Source organism: Bordetella parapertussis, from assembly GCF_020735925.1.
Lineage (GTDB): Bacteria > Pseudomonadota > Gammaproteobacteria > Burkholderiales > Burkholderiaceae_B > Bordetella > Bordetella pertussis.
The window spans coordinates 4,523,031-4,540,247 of record NZ_CP085971.1 but is presented as its reverse complement, the minus strand read 5'-3'; the positions used below and the strand labels follow the sequence as shown (position 1 = coordinate 4,540,247).

Sequence of the window (17,217 nt, the reverse complement as noted above, 5' to 3'; positions counted from 1 at the left end):
GGCAACGCCCCCGCGCCCCTGGACGCCGCAGCCCTGATTCCGCATATTCGTACGCATCTTGCAGGCAAAATCTGGCGAACACTCGGAAACGTTCAGCTTAAATTCAGCTTTCTGACAAAACCATTGCCGAGAACAGTGCCCACGACTCCTACCCGCGCTCCATCCCTCCTGCAGGCTTTCCTGCGCTCCGAAGCCCTGGGCGGCTATGTGCTGATGATCGCCGCCGTCCTGGCCCTGATCGTGGCCAATTCGCCGCTGGCGCCAGCCTATTTCCAGTTGCTGGGCACCAAGCTGGGCTATGCATCGGAAGCCTTCACCCTCAAGGAGTCGGTGCTGCACTGGATCAACGACGGCCTGATGGCGGTGTTCTTCCTGCTGGTCGGCCTGGAAATCAAGCGCGAGATGCTCGACGGCCAGTTGCGGGGCGTGTCGCGCATCGTGCTGCCCGGCGTGGCGGCGGCCGGCGGCATGCTGATGCCGGCCCTCGTCTATCTCCTGGTCAACCAGGGCGACCCGGCGGGGCTGCGCGGCTGGGCCATCCCGGCGGCCACCGATATCGCCTTCGCGCTCGGCATCCTGGCGCTGCTGGGCAGCCGCGTTCCCACGTCGCTGAAGATCTTCCTGACCGCCCTGGCCATTCTCGATGACCTGGGCGCCATCGCCATCATCGCGGTGTTCTATACCGCCGAGCTCAATACCTCCGCGCTAGCCGCGGCCGGCGGCTTGCTGGCGGCGCTGTGCGTGCTGAACCGCCTGCGCGTGCTGCGCCTGGCGCCCTATCTGCTGGTGGGCGCGCTGCTGTGGTATTTCGTCCTGAAATCCGGCGTGCACGCCACGCTGGCCGGGGTGGCGCTGGCGCTGGCCATTCCGCTGCGCCGCCAGGATCCGCGCCAGCCGGGCGCCGAGCATTCGCCCCTGCATGCGCTGGAGCACGCCCTGCACCGTCCCGTGGCCCTGCTGATCGTTCCTGTTTTCGGATTCGCCAACGCCGGCGTATCGTTCGACGGCATGGGCATCGACAGCCTGACCGCGCCCATCCCGCTGGGCATCGCACTGGGCCTGTTCCTGGGCAAGCAGCTGGGCGTGTTCGGCTTTGCCTGGCTGGCCATCCGGACCGGGCTGGCCAGCATGCCGCGCCATGCCTCGTTCGCGCAGCTCTATGGCGTCGCGCTGCTGTGCGGCATCGGTTTCACCATGAGCCTGTTCATCGGCGCGCTGGCCTTCGACGACGCGGCCACCATCGACGCCACCAAGATCGGCGTGCTGACCGGCTCGCTGGTGTCGGCCGTGCTGGGCTACGCGCTGCTGCGCGTGCTGCCGCCGGCCGACTGAGCCCGCCTCAGCCGGCCGGCTCCAGCAATTGGCGCGCCTTCTCGCGCGCCTGCGCCAGCGTGGCCACCGCGCAGAACGGCAGGCCGAAGGCGCGGGTCATTTTCTCGGCCTGCGCCTGGGTGCGCGCCAGCCCGGACGGGTCGGGCTTGACCGCGATGAACCCCTTGCAGCACTCGCGCAGGCGCGCCATGTTGCCGGTCTGCCACTGGACCATGGCCTTGCGATCGTCATGGGCGATCTCGACATCCAGGTCGGGCACGATCATCACGAACTGCGCGGCATTGCCGGCCAGCCGCTCCATCTCGGCGATCCAACGGGCGGCAAAGCCGGGCTCGCCGGCGCGATGGCGCGCCACCACCAGCGGAAACCCGGTCACGTCGTGATAGCGGAAGTCTGCCTGATTCATTCGAACACTCCTTTCGGGCCGGACACCAGCGCGCTGCATGTCCGGCAACGCCCGTACAGGCCCAGGTTGTAGGTTTCCAGCACGAAGCCGTGGCGGCGCGCCACCCGCGCCGCCTGGCGGGCAATCGCCGGATCGGCGGATTCGACCACCCGGCCGCAGCGGGTGCAGACCAGGTGGTCATGGCGGCCCTTGCCGGCCAGTTCGAACAGGCTGCCGTGCGGATCGAGTTGCAGCCGGCTGAGTACGCCGGCCTGGGCAAGCTGGCCGAGCACCCGGTAGACGGTAGCCAGGCCAAGGGGCGTGCGCTCGGCAGCCAGCGTGCGATACACCTCGGCCGCGCTCAAGTGGCGGTCCGGATGGCGGTTGAACACCTCCAGCACCTGCAGGCGCGGCAGGGTGGCCTTGATGCCGGCGCTGCGCAGATCCTTGCCCACCATGCCAATCATCCTCGTCTGAAAGGGCCAAGCCCCAATGATGAGAATGATGTACATTTAGATTGAGCTTGGCTTGCGAAAACCCGTCAACCTGTTTCTCAAACCTGCCAATCCATGCTTGAGCAAGGCCCCCCCACCGTCAATCCGGCCCATCTGCTGACCGCCTTCAGCATCGAGCGGGCGCGCCAGGCGCGCGGGATTTCGGTGCCCGCGCACAGCCACGCCGAAGGCATGCTGGTCCTGGTGCAGACCGGCCTGGCGCTGGTGCAGGGCAACACGGAAATGCTGACCATGGCGCCTGGCAACATCGGCTGGGTGCCGCCGGGCATCATGCACGAGGCGCACTGGTTCGGCCACGCCCGCGGCACCTTCCTCTATGTGCGCGCCGACGCGTGCGCGCGGCTGCCGGGACACACCAGCGCCTGGCCGCTGCGGCCGCTGGTCGACGCGCTGATCGACCGCCTGGCCGGGCCGGCCGGCGCGGCGCTGTCGCCCGCCTACGGCGAGCGGTTGTTCGACATCCTGCTGACCGAACTGGGCCTGTGCGAGCAGAGCGCCCACACCCTGCCGATGCCCCGCGAACGCCGCCTGCGCGAACTGGCCGTGCGGCTGCTGGCCAGCCCCGATGACGGCAGCAGCATCGAGGCATGGGCCGAACGCCTGAACATGTCGGCCCGCACGCTGATGCGGCGCTTTCGCGGCGAAACCGGCATTACGCTGGGCCAATGGCGGCAGAAGGTACGGCTGCTGCGCGCGCTGGAATTGCTGGCCGGCGGCAAGCCGGTCACCGACGTGGCGCTGGCCGTCGGCTACGACAGCCCAAGCGCCTTCATCGGCAGTTTTCGCGCCACTTACGGCGTCACGCCCAGCCAATACTTCGCGCGCAACGCCTGACCCGGCTACGTATGCGGCGCGCCGCAGCAGCCCGGCGCCGCATCGGGCGGCGCTTGCCCGCCGGACGCCTCGTAGCGCCCGGTGGCCGCCACCTGGCCGGCGGCGCCATAACGATCGTGATGGCGCACCCAGTCCGTCAGGTCGTGGCGCGGCCCGGTCTCGTTGCGCCCCTTGGGCGTGAGATCGAGCAGCATGTAGGCGCCCAGCACCTCCTCCGCCCCACGGCCATAGGCCGAATAGGTGTGGAAAACCTCGCCGACCGCATCGCGGTAGAACACGCTCAGGCCCGACAGCTCGTCGATCGGCAGCTCGGTCTCGGCATAGTTGTACTGCCCGCGCCCGCGCGCCATGTCCTGCGGCGTGAACGACACGTGGTAATCGAAGTTGAAATCGTCGCCATACGACGACACCCACTCGAAACCCCAGCCCATGCGGCGCTTGAATGCCTCGATCTCGGCCAGCGGCGCGCGCGACACCGCCACATAGCCGACGTCATGGTGCCGCAAATGCAGCAAGGCGCCTTCGACATGATCCACCTCGAACGAACAGCCAACGCAGCCCTCGCCCCATCCCGGGCCCAGCATGAAATGCTTGACGATCAGCTGGCTGCGTCCGTCGAACAGATCGGCCAGGGTGCGCCGGCCGCGCGCGGTCTCGAACGCGTACGGCTTGTCCACCCGCACCCACGGCAAGGCGCGCCGCTGCGCGGCCAGTTCATCGCGCAGCCGCGTCTGCGCCTTCTCGCGCTCCAGCAGCGCGCGGCGCCGCTCGAGCCAGGCCTGCCGCGATACCACTTCATGACCTTCCATCGATGTCTGCATAGCCGCCTCCTTGCGACCGGTCCGCAACCCGTCATTGCGGTATAACTCTCGAAGTCCTGAATTACAACTAACAAATTGCAAATCAGGACTTAACTGAAGGAAGTACGGCAACGGCCATAATGCAGGCTTTGCCGGCCAGCCCGGCGCGAGAGACTTCCATGCTGGGAATACTGGCCGCCCTGACCGACGAAATCCGGGCGCTGCTCGACGAAATGGGGCCGGGCGCCGTCACGCGGCGCATCGGCATGCGCGACTACCATGTGGGCGAATTGCGCGGCCAACCCTGCGTGCTGGTGCTCACCCGCGTGGGCAAGGTGACCGCGGCCGCCACCACGGCCACGCTGCTGCGCGAGTTTCCCGTCGACGCCGTGGTATTCACCGGCCTGGCCGGCGGGCTGCACGACTCGGTGCGCGTGGGCGATATCGTCATCGGCACGGCCCTCATCCAGCACGACCTGGACGCCCGCCCGCTCTTTCCCCAATACGAGGTGCCGCTGCTGGAGCGTTCGCATTTCGCCACCGATGCCGGCCTGACCGAACGGCTGCATCGATGCGCCACGGGATTCCTGGCCGGCCATGCGGCGGGCCGCGCGGTGCCGCCCAGCGTGCATCGCGGCCTGATCGCCACCGGCGACTGCTTCGTCAACCGTGCCGATACGCTGCGCGGCCTGAAGGCGGCGCTGCCCGACGCGCTGTGCGTCGAAATGGAAGGCGCCGCGGTGGCGCAGGTCTGCCATGAATTCGGCGTGCCCTGCGCCGTCATGCGCACCGTCTCGGACCGCGCCGACGGCAGCGCCATGGTGGACTTCCAGGGCTTTCTGCGCGAAGTGGCCAGCGTCTATTCGGCCGGCGTGCTGCGCGGGTTCCTCGATATGCCGCGCGGGGCGCGGGATTGAACGGCGCCTGTCCCAGCGGGGACAGGCGCTACCTGCGTTGCACGGGGTATGCTTGGACGCTTTACCAACCCTCCCCCCTACCGCCGCAATGACCGATTTTCCGTTCGACGCCGTGCTGTTCGATTGTGATGGCGTACTGGTCGACTCCGAACCCATCACCAACCGCGTGCTGTGCCAGATGCTGGGCGAGCTGGGCTGGGAACTCAGTCCGGAAGAAACGATGCGGATCTTCACCGGCAAGGCGGTACGCGACGAGCTGCCCCTGATCGAAGCGCGTACCGGCACGCGCCTGACGGACGAATGGTTCCGGGAGTTCCGCCAGCGCCGCAACGATGCGCTGGACCGCGAACTGGTCGAGATCCCCGGCGCGCCGCAGGCCGTGCGCGCCTTGCACGCCGCCCTGGATGGCCGCGTTGCCGTGGCCTCGGGCGCGGACCGCCTCAAGGTGGAAATGCAGCTGGCCAAGGTTGGACTGGCCGACTGTTTCACTGGCCGCGTGTTCAGCGGCCAGGAACTGCCGCGCAGCAAACCGTTTCCCGACGTCTACCTCACGGCGGCGCAGGCGCTGGACGTGGCGCCATCGCGCTGCGCGATCGTCGAGGATTCCGTCATCGGCGCCACCGCCGGCGTGGCCGCGGGCGCGACCGTGTTCGGCTACAGCCCGCCCGGCCAGGCAGGCCACAGCGACGCGCAGGCCTTGCTCGCGACCGGCGTGGCCCATGTGCTGACCGACATGGCCGAACTGCCATCCGTGCTGGCCGCCTGGCGCGCCGCCGGCTAGCCGGAACGCCAACCGGCCTGTGCCACAATCGCGTCCATGCCGAACGACAACCGCCTCGCCCCCGCCGCGCTCGCCGCCCAGGCCGCCGCCCTGCCCGCCGCCTGGCGCCACGTCCTGGAACAACCCGCCGTGGCGCGCGCCTTCGCATCCGTTCTCGGACACGTCGAACAACGCCTGGCCGAGGGCGCCGTGGTCTACCCGGCCACGCCCTTTCGCGCCCTGGACCAGCTCGCCCCGGCGGACGTGCGCGTCGTGATCCTGGGCCAGGACCCTTACCACGGGCCCGGCCAGGCCCAGGGCCTGGCCTTTTCGGTGCCGGACGACTGCAAGTGCCCACCCAGCCTGCGCAACATCTTCAACGAGATCGCGGTGGACTATCCGCGCCCGACGCGCCATGACCTGTCGGCCTGGACGCGCCAGGGCGTGCTGCTGCTCAATACCTCGCTGACGGTGGAAGACGGCCAGCCCGGCTCGCATGCCAAGCGCGGCTGGGAAACCGTCACCGACGCCCTGATCGCCGAGGTGGCACGCGACCCGTCCCCCAAAGTCTTCCTGCTATGGGGCGCGCATGCGCAAGCCAAGCAGGCGCTGGTGCCGGCCGACGCCGGGCACCTGGTGCTAGCGGCCAACCACCCGTCGCCCCTGTCGGCGCGCCGCCCCCCGGTGCCCTTTGTCGGTTGCGGCCATTTCCGCCAGACCAATGCGTGGCTGCAACAACGCGGCCAGAAACCGGTAGATTGGTCGGGTGAGCAAAATAATGCTTCCCGTCAAGGGGAATTCGCGTTATGATCCCTGCACTGCACAAACCAGATTCGGCATACACGCGCTTTTGATGCGCATTCGACGCAGTCTTTCCGGCACGGCTACACGCTGCCGGCCCATGCCGAAGCTCATCGCTTCCTGACCTCTTTCCTTTCGCCCCGCGCTTGAAGTTGCAAGCGCAATCCGCGCACGGTTGATTCGGTCGGCACGATGCTCCATCAACCGCTGCCCGGACCGACACCTTTTCCCTTGTTCGGCCTGGCGCATGCATATGCGCCGCTATATGCGGCAAGGAAAAGCTATGTCTTTCGAAGACTTGGGCTTGGCGCCCACTATTCTCTCGGCCCTGAGCGAGGCCGGTTTCACCGAACCCACTTCGGTGCAGGCCGCTGCCATTCCCCAGGCCATGGCCGGCGCCGACCTGATGGTCTCTTCGCAAACCGGTAGCGGCAAGACCGCCGCGTTCATGCTGCCGGCGCTCAACCGCATCGCCCACCAGCCCGGCAACAAGGGCGTCGGCGTGCAAGTGCTGGTGCTGACCCCGACGCGCGAACTGGCGCTGCAGGTCGCCGACGCCACGGCGTCGTATGGCCGCAACCTGCCCGGCCTGCGCACCGCCACCGTGGTGGGCGGCATGCCCTATGGCGCGCAGCTCAAGGCGCTGTCGCGCCGCGTCGACGTGCTGGTGGCCACCCCGGGCCGCCTGATCGACCACCTGAAAGCCGGCCGCGTCAAACTGAATACCGTGCACACCCTGGTGCTGGACGAAGCCGACCGCATGCTGGACATGGGCTTCATCGAAGATATCGAAACCATCATCGAGCGCCTGCCGAAAGAGCGCCAGACCCTGCTGTTCTCGGCCACCCTGGACGGCAGCGTGGCGCGCCTGGCCGAGCGCATGATGCGCGAGCCGCAGCGCATCGAAATCGCCGGCCATCGCCAGAAGCACGCCAACATCACGCAAAGCCTGCTGTACGCCGACGACGCCGCGCACAAGATGCGCCTGCTGGACCACGTGCTGCGCGACGCGCGCCTGGACCAGGCCATCGTGTTCACGGCCACCAAGCGTGGCGCCGACGACCTGGCAGACCGCCTGGCCGACCAGGGCTTTGCCGCCGCGGCGCTGCATGGCGACATGAACCAGCGCCAGCGCACCCGTACGCTGGGCCAGCTTCAGCGCGGCCAGCTGCGCGTGCTGGTGGCGACCGACGTGGCCGCGCGCGGCATCGACGTGCAAGGCATCAGCCACGCCGTCAACTTCGACCTGCCCCTGCAGGCCGAGGATTACGTGCACCGCATCGGCCGCACCGGCCGTGCCGGCCGCGACGGCCAGGCCTTCACGCTGGCCACGCACGCCGAACGCCACAAAGTGCGCCGCATCGAGCACTACATCGGCCAGTCGATCAACGCCGAAGTCATCGCCGGCCTGGAGCCGCAGCGCACCCCGCGCCCGAACACGGGCGGCCCGCGCCGCGGCGGCAAGCCGATGGGCGGCAAGCGTCCCGGCGGCTACGGCGCGCCGCGCGAGTTCGGCGATCGGCCCCAGCGCCCATATGGCGACCGTCCGCAACGCGACTTCGGCGATCGGCCCCAACGCGACGCCAGCGACCGCCCGCAGCGCAGCTTCGGCGATCGGCCCCAGCGCCCTTACGGCGACCGTCCGCAACGCGATTTCGGCGACCGTCCCCAGCGCCCCTACGGCGACCGTCCGCAGCGCGACTTCGGCGATCGTCCTCAGCGCAGCTTTGGTGATCGCCCCCAGCGCGACATCGGTGACCGTCCGCAACGCGACTTCGGCGACCGCCCGCAGCGCAGCTTCGGCGACCGTCCCCAGCGCGAAGGCGGCTGGCATGGCGCCCCGCGTGAAGGCCGTTCGTTCGACAAGCGCCCCGGCGGCCCCGCCAAGCGCTTTGCCAAGCCGGCCGCGCCCCGCCGCGGCTAAGGCCTGAACCAACCGGACCATGCGGCGCGGGCCTGCCCGCGCCGCTGCGCTCCACCGGGCGTTTTCCCTTCATGGGAAAATAGCAGCCATGCAACGCCCTGCTTCCTCTTCGCTTCCCCCTCTCGACCCTGCCGCCAGCGCGCATAGCGCGAGCGTGGCCCGGCACCTGCGTGCGGCCATCGCCGCTGCCGGCGGCTGGCTGCCGTTCTCGCAATGGATGTCGGCCGCGCTGTACGCGCCCGGGCTGGGTTATTACACCGCGGGCGCCACCAAGCTGGCCTCGCCCGCCGATGCGCAAGGCCCGGCCCTGCCGGCCGGCGACTTCGTCACCGCCCCCGAACTGACTCCGCTGTTCGCCGCCACCGTGGCGCGCCAGATCGCGCAGGTCCTGCGCGCAACCGACACCGCCAGCGTGCTCGAATTCGGCGCGGGCACCGGCGCGCTGGCCGAAGGCGTGCTGCGCGCGCTCGCTGGCCTGGACTGCCCGGCGCGCTACCTGATCGTGGAAGTCTCGGCCGATCTGCGGCAACGACAGCAGTCCCGCCTGGCGCCATTCGGCGATCGGGTGCAATGGCTGGACCAGCTGCCCGATGCATTCGCCGGCTGCGTGCTCGGCAACGAAGTGCTCGACGCCATGCCGGCCACGCTGTTTCGCTGGAGCGAGACCGGCGTGGTGCAAGAGCGTGGCGTCACCGTGGACGCCAACGGCGAATTCGCCTGGCAGGATCGCGACGCCGACGCCCCCCTCGCGCAAGCCGTGGCGCAACGCATGCCGCCGCTGCCCGGCTACGTATCGGAAATCAACCTGCAAGCCGAGGCCTGGGTCCGCAGCATGGGCCTGTGGCTGCAACGCGGCGCGGCGCTGCTGCTGGACTACGGATTTCCGCGCAGCGAGTACTACCATCCGCAACGCGCCGGCGGCACGCTGATGTGCCACCTTCGCCACCATGCCCACGCGGACCCATTCGCCGCGCCCGGCCTGCAGGACATCACCAGCCACGTCGATTTCACTGCCATGGCCGATGCCGCGCTGGCCGGCGGCCTGCAGGTGCTGGGCTACCTGTCGCAGGCGCGCTTCCTGGTAAACGCCGGCCTGCTCGACGCGCTTTCGCAGCTGGATCCGGCCGATGCGCGCGCCTACGCGCAAGCCGTGGCGCCGGTGCAGAAACTGCTGTCCGAAGCGGAAATGGGCGAACTGTTCAAGGTGCTGGCCGTGGGCCGCGACATGCCCGAACCCTTGCTGGGCTTTGCCCGCGGCGACCGGCGCGGCACCCTGTAGCGCCGGCGCAATCCCTACGCGCCGCCCAGCGCCTGCAAGCGCGCCTGGCGCAGCGCCGGCTTGATGCGCGCCGGATCGCCGGCGCATTGCCGCGCGATCGCGCCGGCGTCGATGGCGCGCACGGCCTGCACGCGCGCGCGCCAGGCGGACAGGTCCACCGGCGCCACGATCGCCGCCGCCTGCAGCAGCGCGTCGAAACGCTCGGGCTTGCGCAAGGCGTCGCAGCGCTCGATCAGGTCCAGTTGCGCGGCGGTCGACGCGCTGGCGGCCAGCGCGTCGACCGCCAGCGGCAGCAGGCGAGCCTGATCCATGCATTCGACCGGCGCGCGCAGCCGGCGGCCCAGCGCGTCGCGCTCGGGCGTATGGCGGCACAGCAAGGCATAGCGGCCGGCCAGCGGCAGGCCCGCGGCCGCGGCGCGATCGATCTCGGCGCGCACCGCCGCGTCGTCGTGCAATTCGGGCATCACGCGCGCCAGCGCGCCGGCCCGGGCCAGCACATCCAGCATGCGCGACGGCGCCTGCGCCATCAACCCGCGCGACACTTCTTTCCAGACCCGCTCGGGCACCAGCGCATCGGCCTCGCCGGCCTCGACCATGCGGCGGCACAGCTGCATGGTTTCCGGCGCGATGCTGAAGTCGCCAAAGCGCGCGGCAAAACGGCCCAGACGCAGGATGCGCACCGGGTCCTCGGCGAAGGCCTCGCCCACGTGGCGCAGCACGCGGGCCCGTACATCGGCCACGCCATCGAGCGGGTCGACCAGTTCGCCCTGCGGCGTGCGGGCGATCGCATTGACCGTCAGGTCGCGCCGCTGCAGGTCCTGCTCCAGCGTAACGTCGGCGCCGGTGTAGAAGGTGAACCCCTTGTAGCCGCGTCCCGACTTGCGTTCGGTGCGCGCCAGCGCGTATTCCTCTTTCGTGCGAGGATGCAGGAACACGGGGAAATCGCCGCCCACCGGGATGAAGCCGCGCCGCGCCATGTCCTCGGGCGTGGCGCCCACCACGACCCAGTCGCGATCGCCGGCCGGCAGGCCAAGCAGGCCGTCGCGCACCGCGCCGCCGACGATGTAGACCTGCAGTCCGGCAACGCCCGGATCGTCGGTCCTGCTCATCGCTGGTTGGTGGCCAGGGCCGCCTGCGGCGGCACGATGCTGCCCAGGCGCTCTTTCAGCGATTGCGGTTGTCCGCTGAACATGGCGGCGTAGTACACGGCGTTGGACATGACGTTCTTGACGTACAGGCGCGTCTCGTTGAACGGAATGGTTTCGGCGAAGATGGCGCCTTCGACCGGGTGGCCGAACGAGGCGCGCCAATTGCGCGGACGGCCCGGCCCGGCGTTGTAGCCGGCGCTGGCCAATACCTGGGAACCATCCAGCCCCTGCAGCACGATGTTCAGGTACTGCGTGCCGAGCTCGGTATTGACGTCGAAATCGTTGACCGAGCCAGGCCGGAAATCGCTCATGCCGATCTTGCCCGCCACCCATTTGGCGGTGGCCGGCATCAGCTGCATCAAGCCGGACGCGCCCGCGTGCGAGCGCGCATCCATGATGAAGCGCGATTCCTGGCGGATCAGGCCATACACCCAGGCCGGGTCCAGGTCGATGGCGCGCGCCTTGGCGCTGACCCGGCCTTCGAAGGGCGCGATGAAGCGCTGGCTGAAATCGAACTGCTCGGCGGTGCGCTCGGAGGTATTGACCACGCGGTCGTAGATGCCCTCGGCGCGCGCCAGCTCGGCGGCGGCGAACAGCTGGCGGTCGGACATGCCGCGCAGCGAGAAATTCCACTCCGGCACGGCTTCGGCGCGCCAGCCCAGGCGGAACAGGTAGATCGCGCGGCGCAGGCCGGGATGCGCGCGGGCCTCGGCGATCTCGGCATCGGTGACCGGCGCGGGCGCCGGCGGCACGGTGATGCGGCGGCCCAGTTCCTCGGCGGCCAGCTGGCCATAGAAATTGAACTGGTCGGCGATGCTGGCATAGGCCTGGCTGGCCTGCTGGTCGCGGCCCAGCGCGGCCTGGCCGCGGGCCTTCCAGTACACCCACACGGGCTCGGCCTGCTGCGACGGCGGCATGCCCTCGATGGCCTCGATGACCCATTTCCAGTCGATGCGCGGCTGGCGCAAGGCCGAGCGCACTTTCCAGGCATGGCTGTACTCGGTCATGCGCACCGCGCCCGCTTCGCGGTACCACTCGTAGGCGCGCGGATCCTGGTTGAGCACCGCCACCAGCGCGTACTGGCTGCGCACCCAGGCCAGGTTCTGCCTGGGCAGGTGGCGCGACCATTCGCGCCGCAGGTACGAGTCCGCCACGCTCACATCCGGCTTGTTCAGGCGGGCCAGGGCCAGCGTGACCAGCTCCTTCTCGTTGCGCCCGACCGGCGACTTGTCCTGGCGGACCAGCCACTTCATCGGGTTTTTCATCATCTGGTCGTAGCTCTTCTGGTCTTTCGGCTCGAAGATGTATTGCGCCAGCTTGCGCGCATCGGACAGCTTGCCGGCCTCGATGGCGTCGCGCAGCTGCGGCTGGATCTCGTCCCAGCCCAGCACCCCGTCGGCCACCAGTTGGTCGTACAGGGCCCAACAGGCCGTGCCCGGCGCGAACGCCGCCACGGCCTCGGCGGCGCTGGCGCGCTGCCCGGTCATGTGGCGCGCGTCGAGCCCGGCGCAGGCGATCTGCGCATTGCCCTGCTTGACCGGCCCCAGGCGGCGCACGGTTTCGAAGTCTCCGGCGCGCGCCGCCGCCTGGATCCAGTCGCCGCGCAGGCGGTCCTCCAGGTAGCTGCCGGCATGCGCGGCCAGGAACCGCTGCAGTTCCGCGTCCGGCCGGCGGCCGCCGGGCGGACTCCAGAGCTGGTAGCGCAGCAGCCAGTACTCCGGGTACATGCCCAGCGGATCCGTCCTGGCTTGCGGCGCCAGCGCGCCGAGCACGGACCACTGCTTGCGCTGGGACGCTTCGCGCGCGGCCACCACGGCCTGCTGGGCGGGAGTCTGCGGCGCCGGCGGCAAGCCGGCCAGCACCGCCGGCGGCACCGCGATGGGCCGCCTGGCCTGTTCGGCATCGGGCGCGGCCTGCATCGACACCGCGGCAGGCGCGGTGCTGGCCGCGGCGCGTTGCTGCGCGTCCACCGGCGCACAAGCCGCCGTGAAAAGCGCCAGCACCGGCAGCCAGCCACGCATGCCGTCGGCCGCGTCACGGAGCGCCAATTTCTGATACCGTCTTGCTTCAAGCACTCGTTTCATCGCCAGGCCCGCATGCACACTCAAAATACCGCCAAGAATACCGCAGCCGCGCTGCGCGCGCGATTGCGGCAGTCCCGGGCCGAGCTGACCAGCAGCCAGCGCAGCCGCGGGGCGCTGTTGATGCGCGGACGTCTGTTCACCTGGCTCAACCTGGCCTGCGAACAGGCCGCCGCCCAGGGCCGCCCCCTTTCCCGCGTGGCCGCCTTCTGGCCCATGGAAGACGAACCCGACCTGCTGCCCCTGCTGGAGCAATGGGTCGAATCCGGCATCGCCGTCTGCCTGCCCGCCGTCCAGGAGCGCGACGCCCCGCTGGTGTTTCGGGACTGGACGCCCGACAGCGCCATGCGCACCGGCGCGTATGGCATCCAGGAGCCCGCAGCCGGCCCGGCGGTGGTGCCGGACGTGGTGCTGGTGCCGACGCTGGGCTACACCCTGGACGCCGCTCGCCTGGGTTACGGCGGCGGCTACTACGACCGCACGCTGGCCGCCTGGCAGGCCGCCGACGCGTCGCCGACCACCATCGGCATCGCCTGGTCGGAAGGGCTGCTGCCGGATGACTACCAGGCTGCCGCGCACGACATCGCCCTGGACGCCATTCTCACGCCCGACGGCTGGGTGCCGGGCGCTCCCCTGGTGGCCAGCGGCGCCGCGGCCGGCCACCGCAGCGCCGGCAGCCGTTTCCTGCTGCGCTGAACACGCCAACCCGGGCGGCCCGTCCTCCCGGGGTTTTCCCTAGGGTCGATGTACCCCCGTCTCCGACGCCGGCCGCGGCCAGGGTCGGGGCCAGGCCGGCGGAAATATCGCAATTCATTGATTCATAAGCAGTTCTTGGCCGGCCATGGCGCAAAACAGCCCCTGCGGCGGCGCGCCACGCGCGCCACATAAATCAAACGAATATGGCGAATAAATAAATAGAATTTTTCTTATGTGCAGTGGTGGCCGTATAACAACGGCGGCCACCGGGCAATCGTGCCGGCCATCCGCCAGTCATACGAGAGAAACATGCAGGGGAATCACCAAACGGCCACCCATCAGCCGGTGCGCGCGTCCATCGCCGCATTCGTCGGCACCATGATCGAGTGGTACGACTTCTATATCTACGCCACGGCAGCCGCCCTGGTATTCGGCAAACTGTTCTTCCCATCGGTCGACGGCTTCTACGGCACCCTGGCCGCGTTCGGCACCTTCGCCGTGGGCTTCCTGGCGCGTCCGCTGGGCGGCGCGGTATTCGGCCATATCGGCGACCGCATCGGCCGCAAGAAGTCGCTGGTCATCACGCTGCTGCTGATGGGCACGGTCACGGTGCTGATCGGCCTGCTGCCCACCTACGCCTCCATCGGCATCTGGGCCCCGATCCTGCTGGTGGCGCTGCGCTTCATCCAGGGGATTGCCGTGGGCGGCGAGTGGGGCGGCGCCGTCCTGATGGCCGGCGAGCATTCGCCCGACCGCAGCAAGCGCACCTTCTTCGCCTCGTTCGCGCAGCTGGGCAGCCCGGCCGGCCTGATCCTGTCGATGCTGATGTTCAAGCTGGTGACCTCGCTGGACGACGCCGCCTTCATGGACTGGGGCTGGCGCGTGCCGTTCCTGTTCAGCGCCGCGCTGCTGGTGGTGGGCTTCGCGATCCGCCTGAGCGTGAACGAGTCGCCCGACTTCCTGGCCGAGCAGGCCGAGAAGGCGCGCCTGAAAGACGCCGCCGCGAAGCAGGCCGCCGACAAGGCGCCCATCGTGGAAGTGCTGCGCGGCGCCTCCGGCCTGCTGGCCCTGGCCGTGGGCGCCAACGTGCTGGGCATCGCCGGCTTCTACTTCACCAACACGTTCATGCTGGCCTACACCACGCAGTACGTGGGGCTGAGCCGCGGCGTCATCCTCGACTGCCTGCTGGTGGTGTCGGTGATGCAATTCATCATCACGCCGCTGTCGGCCTACATCGCCACCCGCATCGGCAGCCGGCGCTTCCTGCTGATCACCTCGTTCCTGTCGATCTTCACGCCGTACGTGATGTTCAACATGGTCGACCAGGGCACGTTGACCAGCCTGACGCTGGGCGTGGGCCTGGCCGTGGTCTGCCTGGGCGCCTACTATGCGGTGATTGCCGGCTACGTGAGCGACAGCTTCCCCACCCGCATCCGCTATACCGGCATTTCCATGGCCTACCAATTGTCGGGCGCCATCTTCGGCGGCCTGACGCCCATCCTGGGCACCATCCTGGCCGAGAAATTCCAGGGCCACTGGTGGCCGCTGGCCCTGCTGTTCAGCGGCATCTCGCTGCTGTCGATGATTTCGGTAATCTTCCTGGCCAACCATCGCACCGATGCGGTGACGGCCCCGTTGCGGAGCGCATGACATGAAAGCCTTCTACCATCCCGACCAGAAGCTGCACCACCCGCAAACCTATTTCTCGCGCGGCAAGATGCGCACGCCCCAGGAAGTGCCGGCGCGCCTGGACGCCCTGGCCGAGGCCGCGCGCAAGCTGAAGTTCGACGTGCGCGAACCGGCCGACGCCGGGGCCGGCGCGATCGGCGCGGTCCATTCGCTGGACTACCTGCGCTTTCTGCGGGAGGCGCATGCACGCTGGAAACAGTTGCCCGATGACTGGGGCGACGAAGTGGTGTCGAACGTCTTCGTGCGCGAGCCCAACGCCCTGCGCGGCGTGCTGGCGCAGGCGGCCCGCTACCTGGCCGACGGCAGCTGCCCGGTCGGCCCGCATACCTGGCAGTCGGCCTACTGGGCGGCGCAATGCGCCATCTCCGGCGCGCAGACCCTGCTCGACGGCGAGCGCCATGCCTACGCGCTGTGCCGCCCGCCCGGCCACCATGCGCGGCGCGACGCCGCCGGCGGCTTCTGCTATCTCAACAACGCCGCCATCGCCGCGCAGATGCTCACGCAGCGCTACAAGCGCGTGGCCATCCTCGATACCGACATGCACCATGGCCAGGGTATCCAGGAAATCTTCTACGAGCGCAGCGACGTGCTGTACGTGTCCATCCATGGCGATCCGGAGAACTTCTATCCGGTGGTGGCAGGCTTCGAGAACGAGCGCGGCGCGGGCGAAGGCTATGGCTACAACGTCAACCTGCCCATGCCGCACGGCTCGCCCGAGCCGGTGTTCTTCGACCGCCTGCAGCAGGCGCAGCAGGGCCATCGAACTGTTCCAGCCCGACGCCCTGGTGCTGTCGCTGGGCTTCGATATGTTCGAGAAAGACCCGCAAGCCATGGTGGCGGTCAGCGCCAATGGCTTCGAGCGCCTGGGCCAGGCGATCGGCGCCTTCAAGCTGCCGACGCTGATCGTGCAGGAAGGCGGCTACTATATCGAGGGCCTGGAGGACAACGCCGAGCGCTTCTTCGCGGGCCTGGCCAAGGCCTGAGGTCCCGCCTGTCGATCCGGAAAAGGCGGCCGCGGCCGCCTTTTTTCATGCCTGCCCCAAACCATGTCCGCCAGCCCTGCTCCCAAGAAATCCGCCGCGGCGCTCGCTCCCGAGCGCCTGGACTGGAACCTGTTGCGCACCTTCATGTTCGTGGTGCAGGAACGCGGCGTCGGCCGCGCCGCGACCGCGCTGCACCTCAGCCAGCCCGCCGTCAGCCAGGCGCTCAAGCGACTGGAGCAGGCGGTGGGCGGGGTGCTGCTCTACCGCCGCAGCGGCGAGTTCCGCCTCACCAACCTGGGCGAGGAAATCTATCGCCTGGCGCGCGAGATGTACGGCATGGTGGCGCGCGTCGAGGAAGCCGCCACCCAGGACGAGGACGATATCGCGGGCACCTTGCGGCTGCTGGTGATGAGCAAGATCCAGAGCACGGCCTACGACGATTTCCTGGCGCACTTCCACCGCCGCTATCCCAAGGTGGAGTTCTACGTCGACGTCATGCAAAGCGCCGCCATTCTCGACGCGCTGGCCAAGCGGGTGCCGGCGCTGGGACTGTGCCTGTGCCGCAAGGCCATCGACACGCTGGAACGGCGCCTGTTCCTGCGCCATCGCTACGTGGTGGTGTGCGGCCGCCACCATCCCTTCTTCTCGCGCCGCAACGTGCGCGTCGAGGACCTGATGGACCAGAACTTCGTCTGCTTCGCCAGCGACCAGCTGGGCGACACGCTCTCGCCGCTGACGATCTTCCGCGACCAGCAGGGCTTCACCGGCCGTATCGTGGGCACCTCGCCCTATCTCGAGGAAATCCGCCGCATGGTCGTGGCCGGCGTGGGGCTCAGCTTCCTGCCCGAACACCTGATCCGCCAGGACGTGCTGGCCGGCGAACTGCGCCGCCTGCCGCCCGAGCACAACGTGGCCGAGATCGAGGTATTCCTGGCCTGGCACCGGCAGCGCAAGCTGAGCGCCGCCGAACAGGCCTTTCTGGCCGCGTTCGAGCGCTTCCTGCACCGCACCCCGCTGGAGATGCGGGCGTGCTGAGCCCGTCCTCTCAGGGCAATCCCCATCGGCCAGCGCCA

Annotated in this window: 15 protein-coding genes and 1 pseudogene; 11 read left to right on the top strand and 5 right to left on the bottom strand. The window is 69.1% G+C overall.

The genetic code is table 11. The annotated features are described in order from the left end of the window. Positions 1 to 135 precede the first annotated feature (135 nt). Positions 136 to 1,332 carry a Na+/H+ antiporter NhaA gene (nhaA, locus tag LK409_RS21465; RefSeq protein ID WP_003807230.1) on the top strand — a complete coding sequence of 399 codons (1,197 nt, stop codon included), beginning with the start codon at positions 136 to 138 and terminating at the stop codon, positions 1,330 to 1,332. A 7-nt stretch (positions 1,333 to 1,339) separates the two neighbouring features. Here the strand turns inward: nhaA and LK409_RS21460 are convergent, their stop codons facing one another. Next, a complete protein-coding gene (locus LK409_RS21460; protein WP_003807228.1) occupies positions 1,340 to 1,738 on the bottom strand; it encodes a hypothetical protein in 399 nt (132 codons plus the stop codon). Beyond that, on the bottom strand, positions 1,735 to 2,175 hold the full coding sequence (locus LK409_RS21455; protein ID WP_003807227.1) for a Fur family transcriptional regulator: 441 nt from the start codon (positions 2,173 to 2,175) through the stop codon (positions 1,735 to 1,737). The genes LK409_RS21460 and LK409_RS21455 overlap by 4 nt, the downstream gene beginning before the upstream one ends. Before the next feature lie 111 nt (positions 2,176 to 2,286). Here LK409_RS21455 and LK409_RS21450 point away from each other — a divergent pair, with 111 nt between their 5' ends. Beyond that, a complete protein-coding gene (locus tag LK409_RS21450; protein WP_010927349.1) occupies positions 2,287 to 3,066 on the top strand; it encodes an AraC family transcriptional regulator in 780 nt (259 codons plus the stop codon). Between the two features lie 5 nt (positions 3,067 to 3,071). On the opposite strand, the gene LK409_RS21445 is transcribed toward LK409_RS21450, so the two are convergent. Then, a complete protein-coding gene (locus tag LK409_RS21445) occupies positions 3,072 to 3,887 on the bottom strand; it encodes a DUF899 domain-containing protein (RefSeq protein WP_010927348.1) in 816 nt (271 codons plus the stop codon). Between the two features lie 158 nt (positions 3,888 to 4,045). On the opposite strand from LK409_RS21445, the gene LK409_RS21440 reads away from it, so the two are divergent. From LK409_RS21440 to LK409_RS21420, 5 genes are all read left to right on the top strand, one after another. Next, the gene (locus LK409_RS21440; protein ID WP_010927347.1) at positions 4,046 to 4,783 is read left to right on the top strand and encodes a 5'-methylthioadenosine/adenosylhomocysteine nucleosidase; all 738 of its coding nucleotides are present in this window, start codon (positions 4,046 to 4,048) and stop codon (positions 4,781 to 4,783) included. A gap of 88 nt (positions 4,784 to 4,871) precedes the next feature. Further along, positions 4,872 to 5,564, top strand: coding sequence for an HAD family hydrolase (locus tag LK409_RS21435; RefSeq protein ID WP_033448378.1), 693 nt, complete (start codon positions 4,872 to 4,874; stop codon positions 5,562 to 5,564). Between the two features lie 36 nt (positions 5,565 to 5,600). Continuing rightward, on the top strand, positions 5,601 to 6,353 hold the full coding sequence (locus LK409_RS21430) for a uracil-DNA glycosylase (RefSeq protein WP_003807216.1): 753 nt from the start codon (positions 5,601 to 5,603) through the stop codon (positions 6,351 to 6,353). Between the two features lie 238 nt (positions 6,354 to 6,591). Next, positions 6,592 to 8,268, top strand: a complete 1,677-nt coding sequence (locus LK409_RS21425) for a DEAD/DEAH box helicase (protein ID WP_076879785.1) — start codon at positions 6,592 to 6,594, stop codon at positions 8,266 to 8,268. Between the two features lie 19 nt (positions 8,269 to 8,287). Beyond that, entirely contained in the window at positions 8,288 to 9,547 is a 1,260-nt protein-coding gene (locus LK409_RS21420; protein ID WP_010927345.1) for a class I SAM-dependent methyltransferase, read from the top strand. 14 nt (positions 9,548 to 9,561) lie between these two features. Here LK409_RS21420 and LK409_RS21415 read toward each other — a convergent pair whose 3' ends face one another. Then, positions 9,562 to 10,656, bottom strand: coding sequence for a CCA tRNA nucleotidyltransferase (locus tag LK409_RS21415; RefSeq protein ID WP_010927344.1), 1,095 nt, complete (start codon positions 10,654 to 10,656; stop codon positions 9,562 to 9,564). Continuing rightward, positions 10,653 to 12,779 carry a lytic transglycosylase domain-containing protein gene (locus LK409_RS21410; protein WP_010927343.1) on the bottom strand — a complete coding sequence of 709 codons (2,127 nt, stop codon included), beginning with the start codon at positions 12,777 to 12,779 and terminating at the stop codon, positions 10,653 to 10,655. The genes LK409_RS21415 and LK409_RS21410 overlap by 4 nt, the downstream gene beginning before the upstream one ends. 12 nt (positions 12,780 to 12,791) lie before the next feature. On the opposite strand from LK409_RS21410, the gene LK409_RS21405 reads away from it, so the two are divergent. The 4 genes and pseudogenes from LK409_RS21405 (at position 12,792) to LK409_RS21390 (ending at position 17,179) form a co-directional block, all read left to right on the top strand. Then, a complete protein-coding gene (locus LK409_RS21405) occupies positions 12,792 to 13,472 on the top strand; it encodes a 5-formyltetrahydrofolate cyclo-ligase (protein ID WP_010927342.1) in 681 nt (226 codons plus the stop codon). A 276-nt stretch (positions 13,473 to 13,748) separates the two neighbouring features. Further along, the gene (locus tag LK409_RS21400) at positions 13,749 to 15,122 is read left to right on the top strand and encodes an MFS transporter (protein WP_003807204.1); all 1,374 of its coding nucleotides are present in this window, start codon (positions 13,749 to 13,751) and stop codon (positions 15,120 to 15,122) included. A 1-nt stretch (position 15,123) separates the two neighbouring features. Further along, positions 15,124 to 16,144 (top strand): annotated as a pseudogene (locus LK409_RS21395) (histone deacetylase family protein). 63 nt (positions 16,145 to 16,207) lie between these two features. After that, positions 16,208 to 17,179, top strand: a complete 972-nt coding sequence (locus LK409_RS21390) for a LysR family transcriptional regulator (RefSeq protein ID WP_010927340.1) — start codon at positions 16,208 to 16,210, stop codon at positions 17,177 to 17,179. Positions 17,180 to 17,217 lie beyond the last annotated feature (38 nt).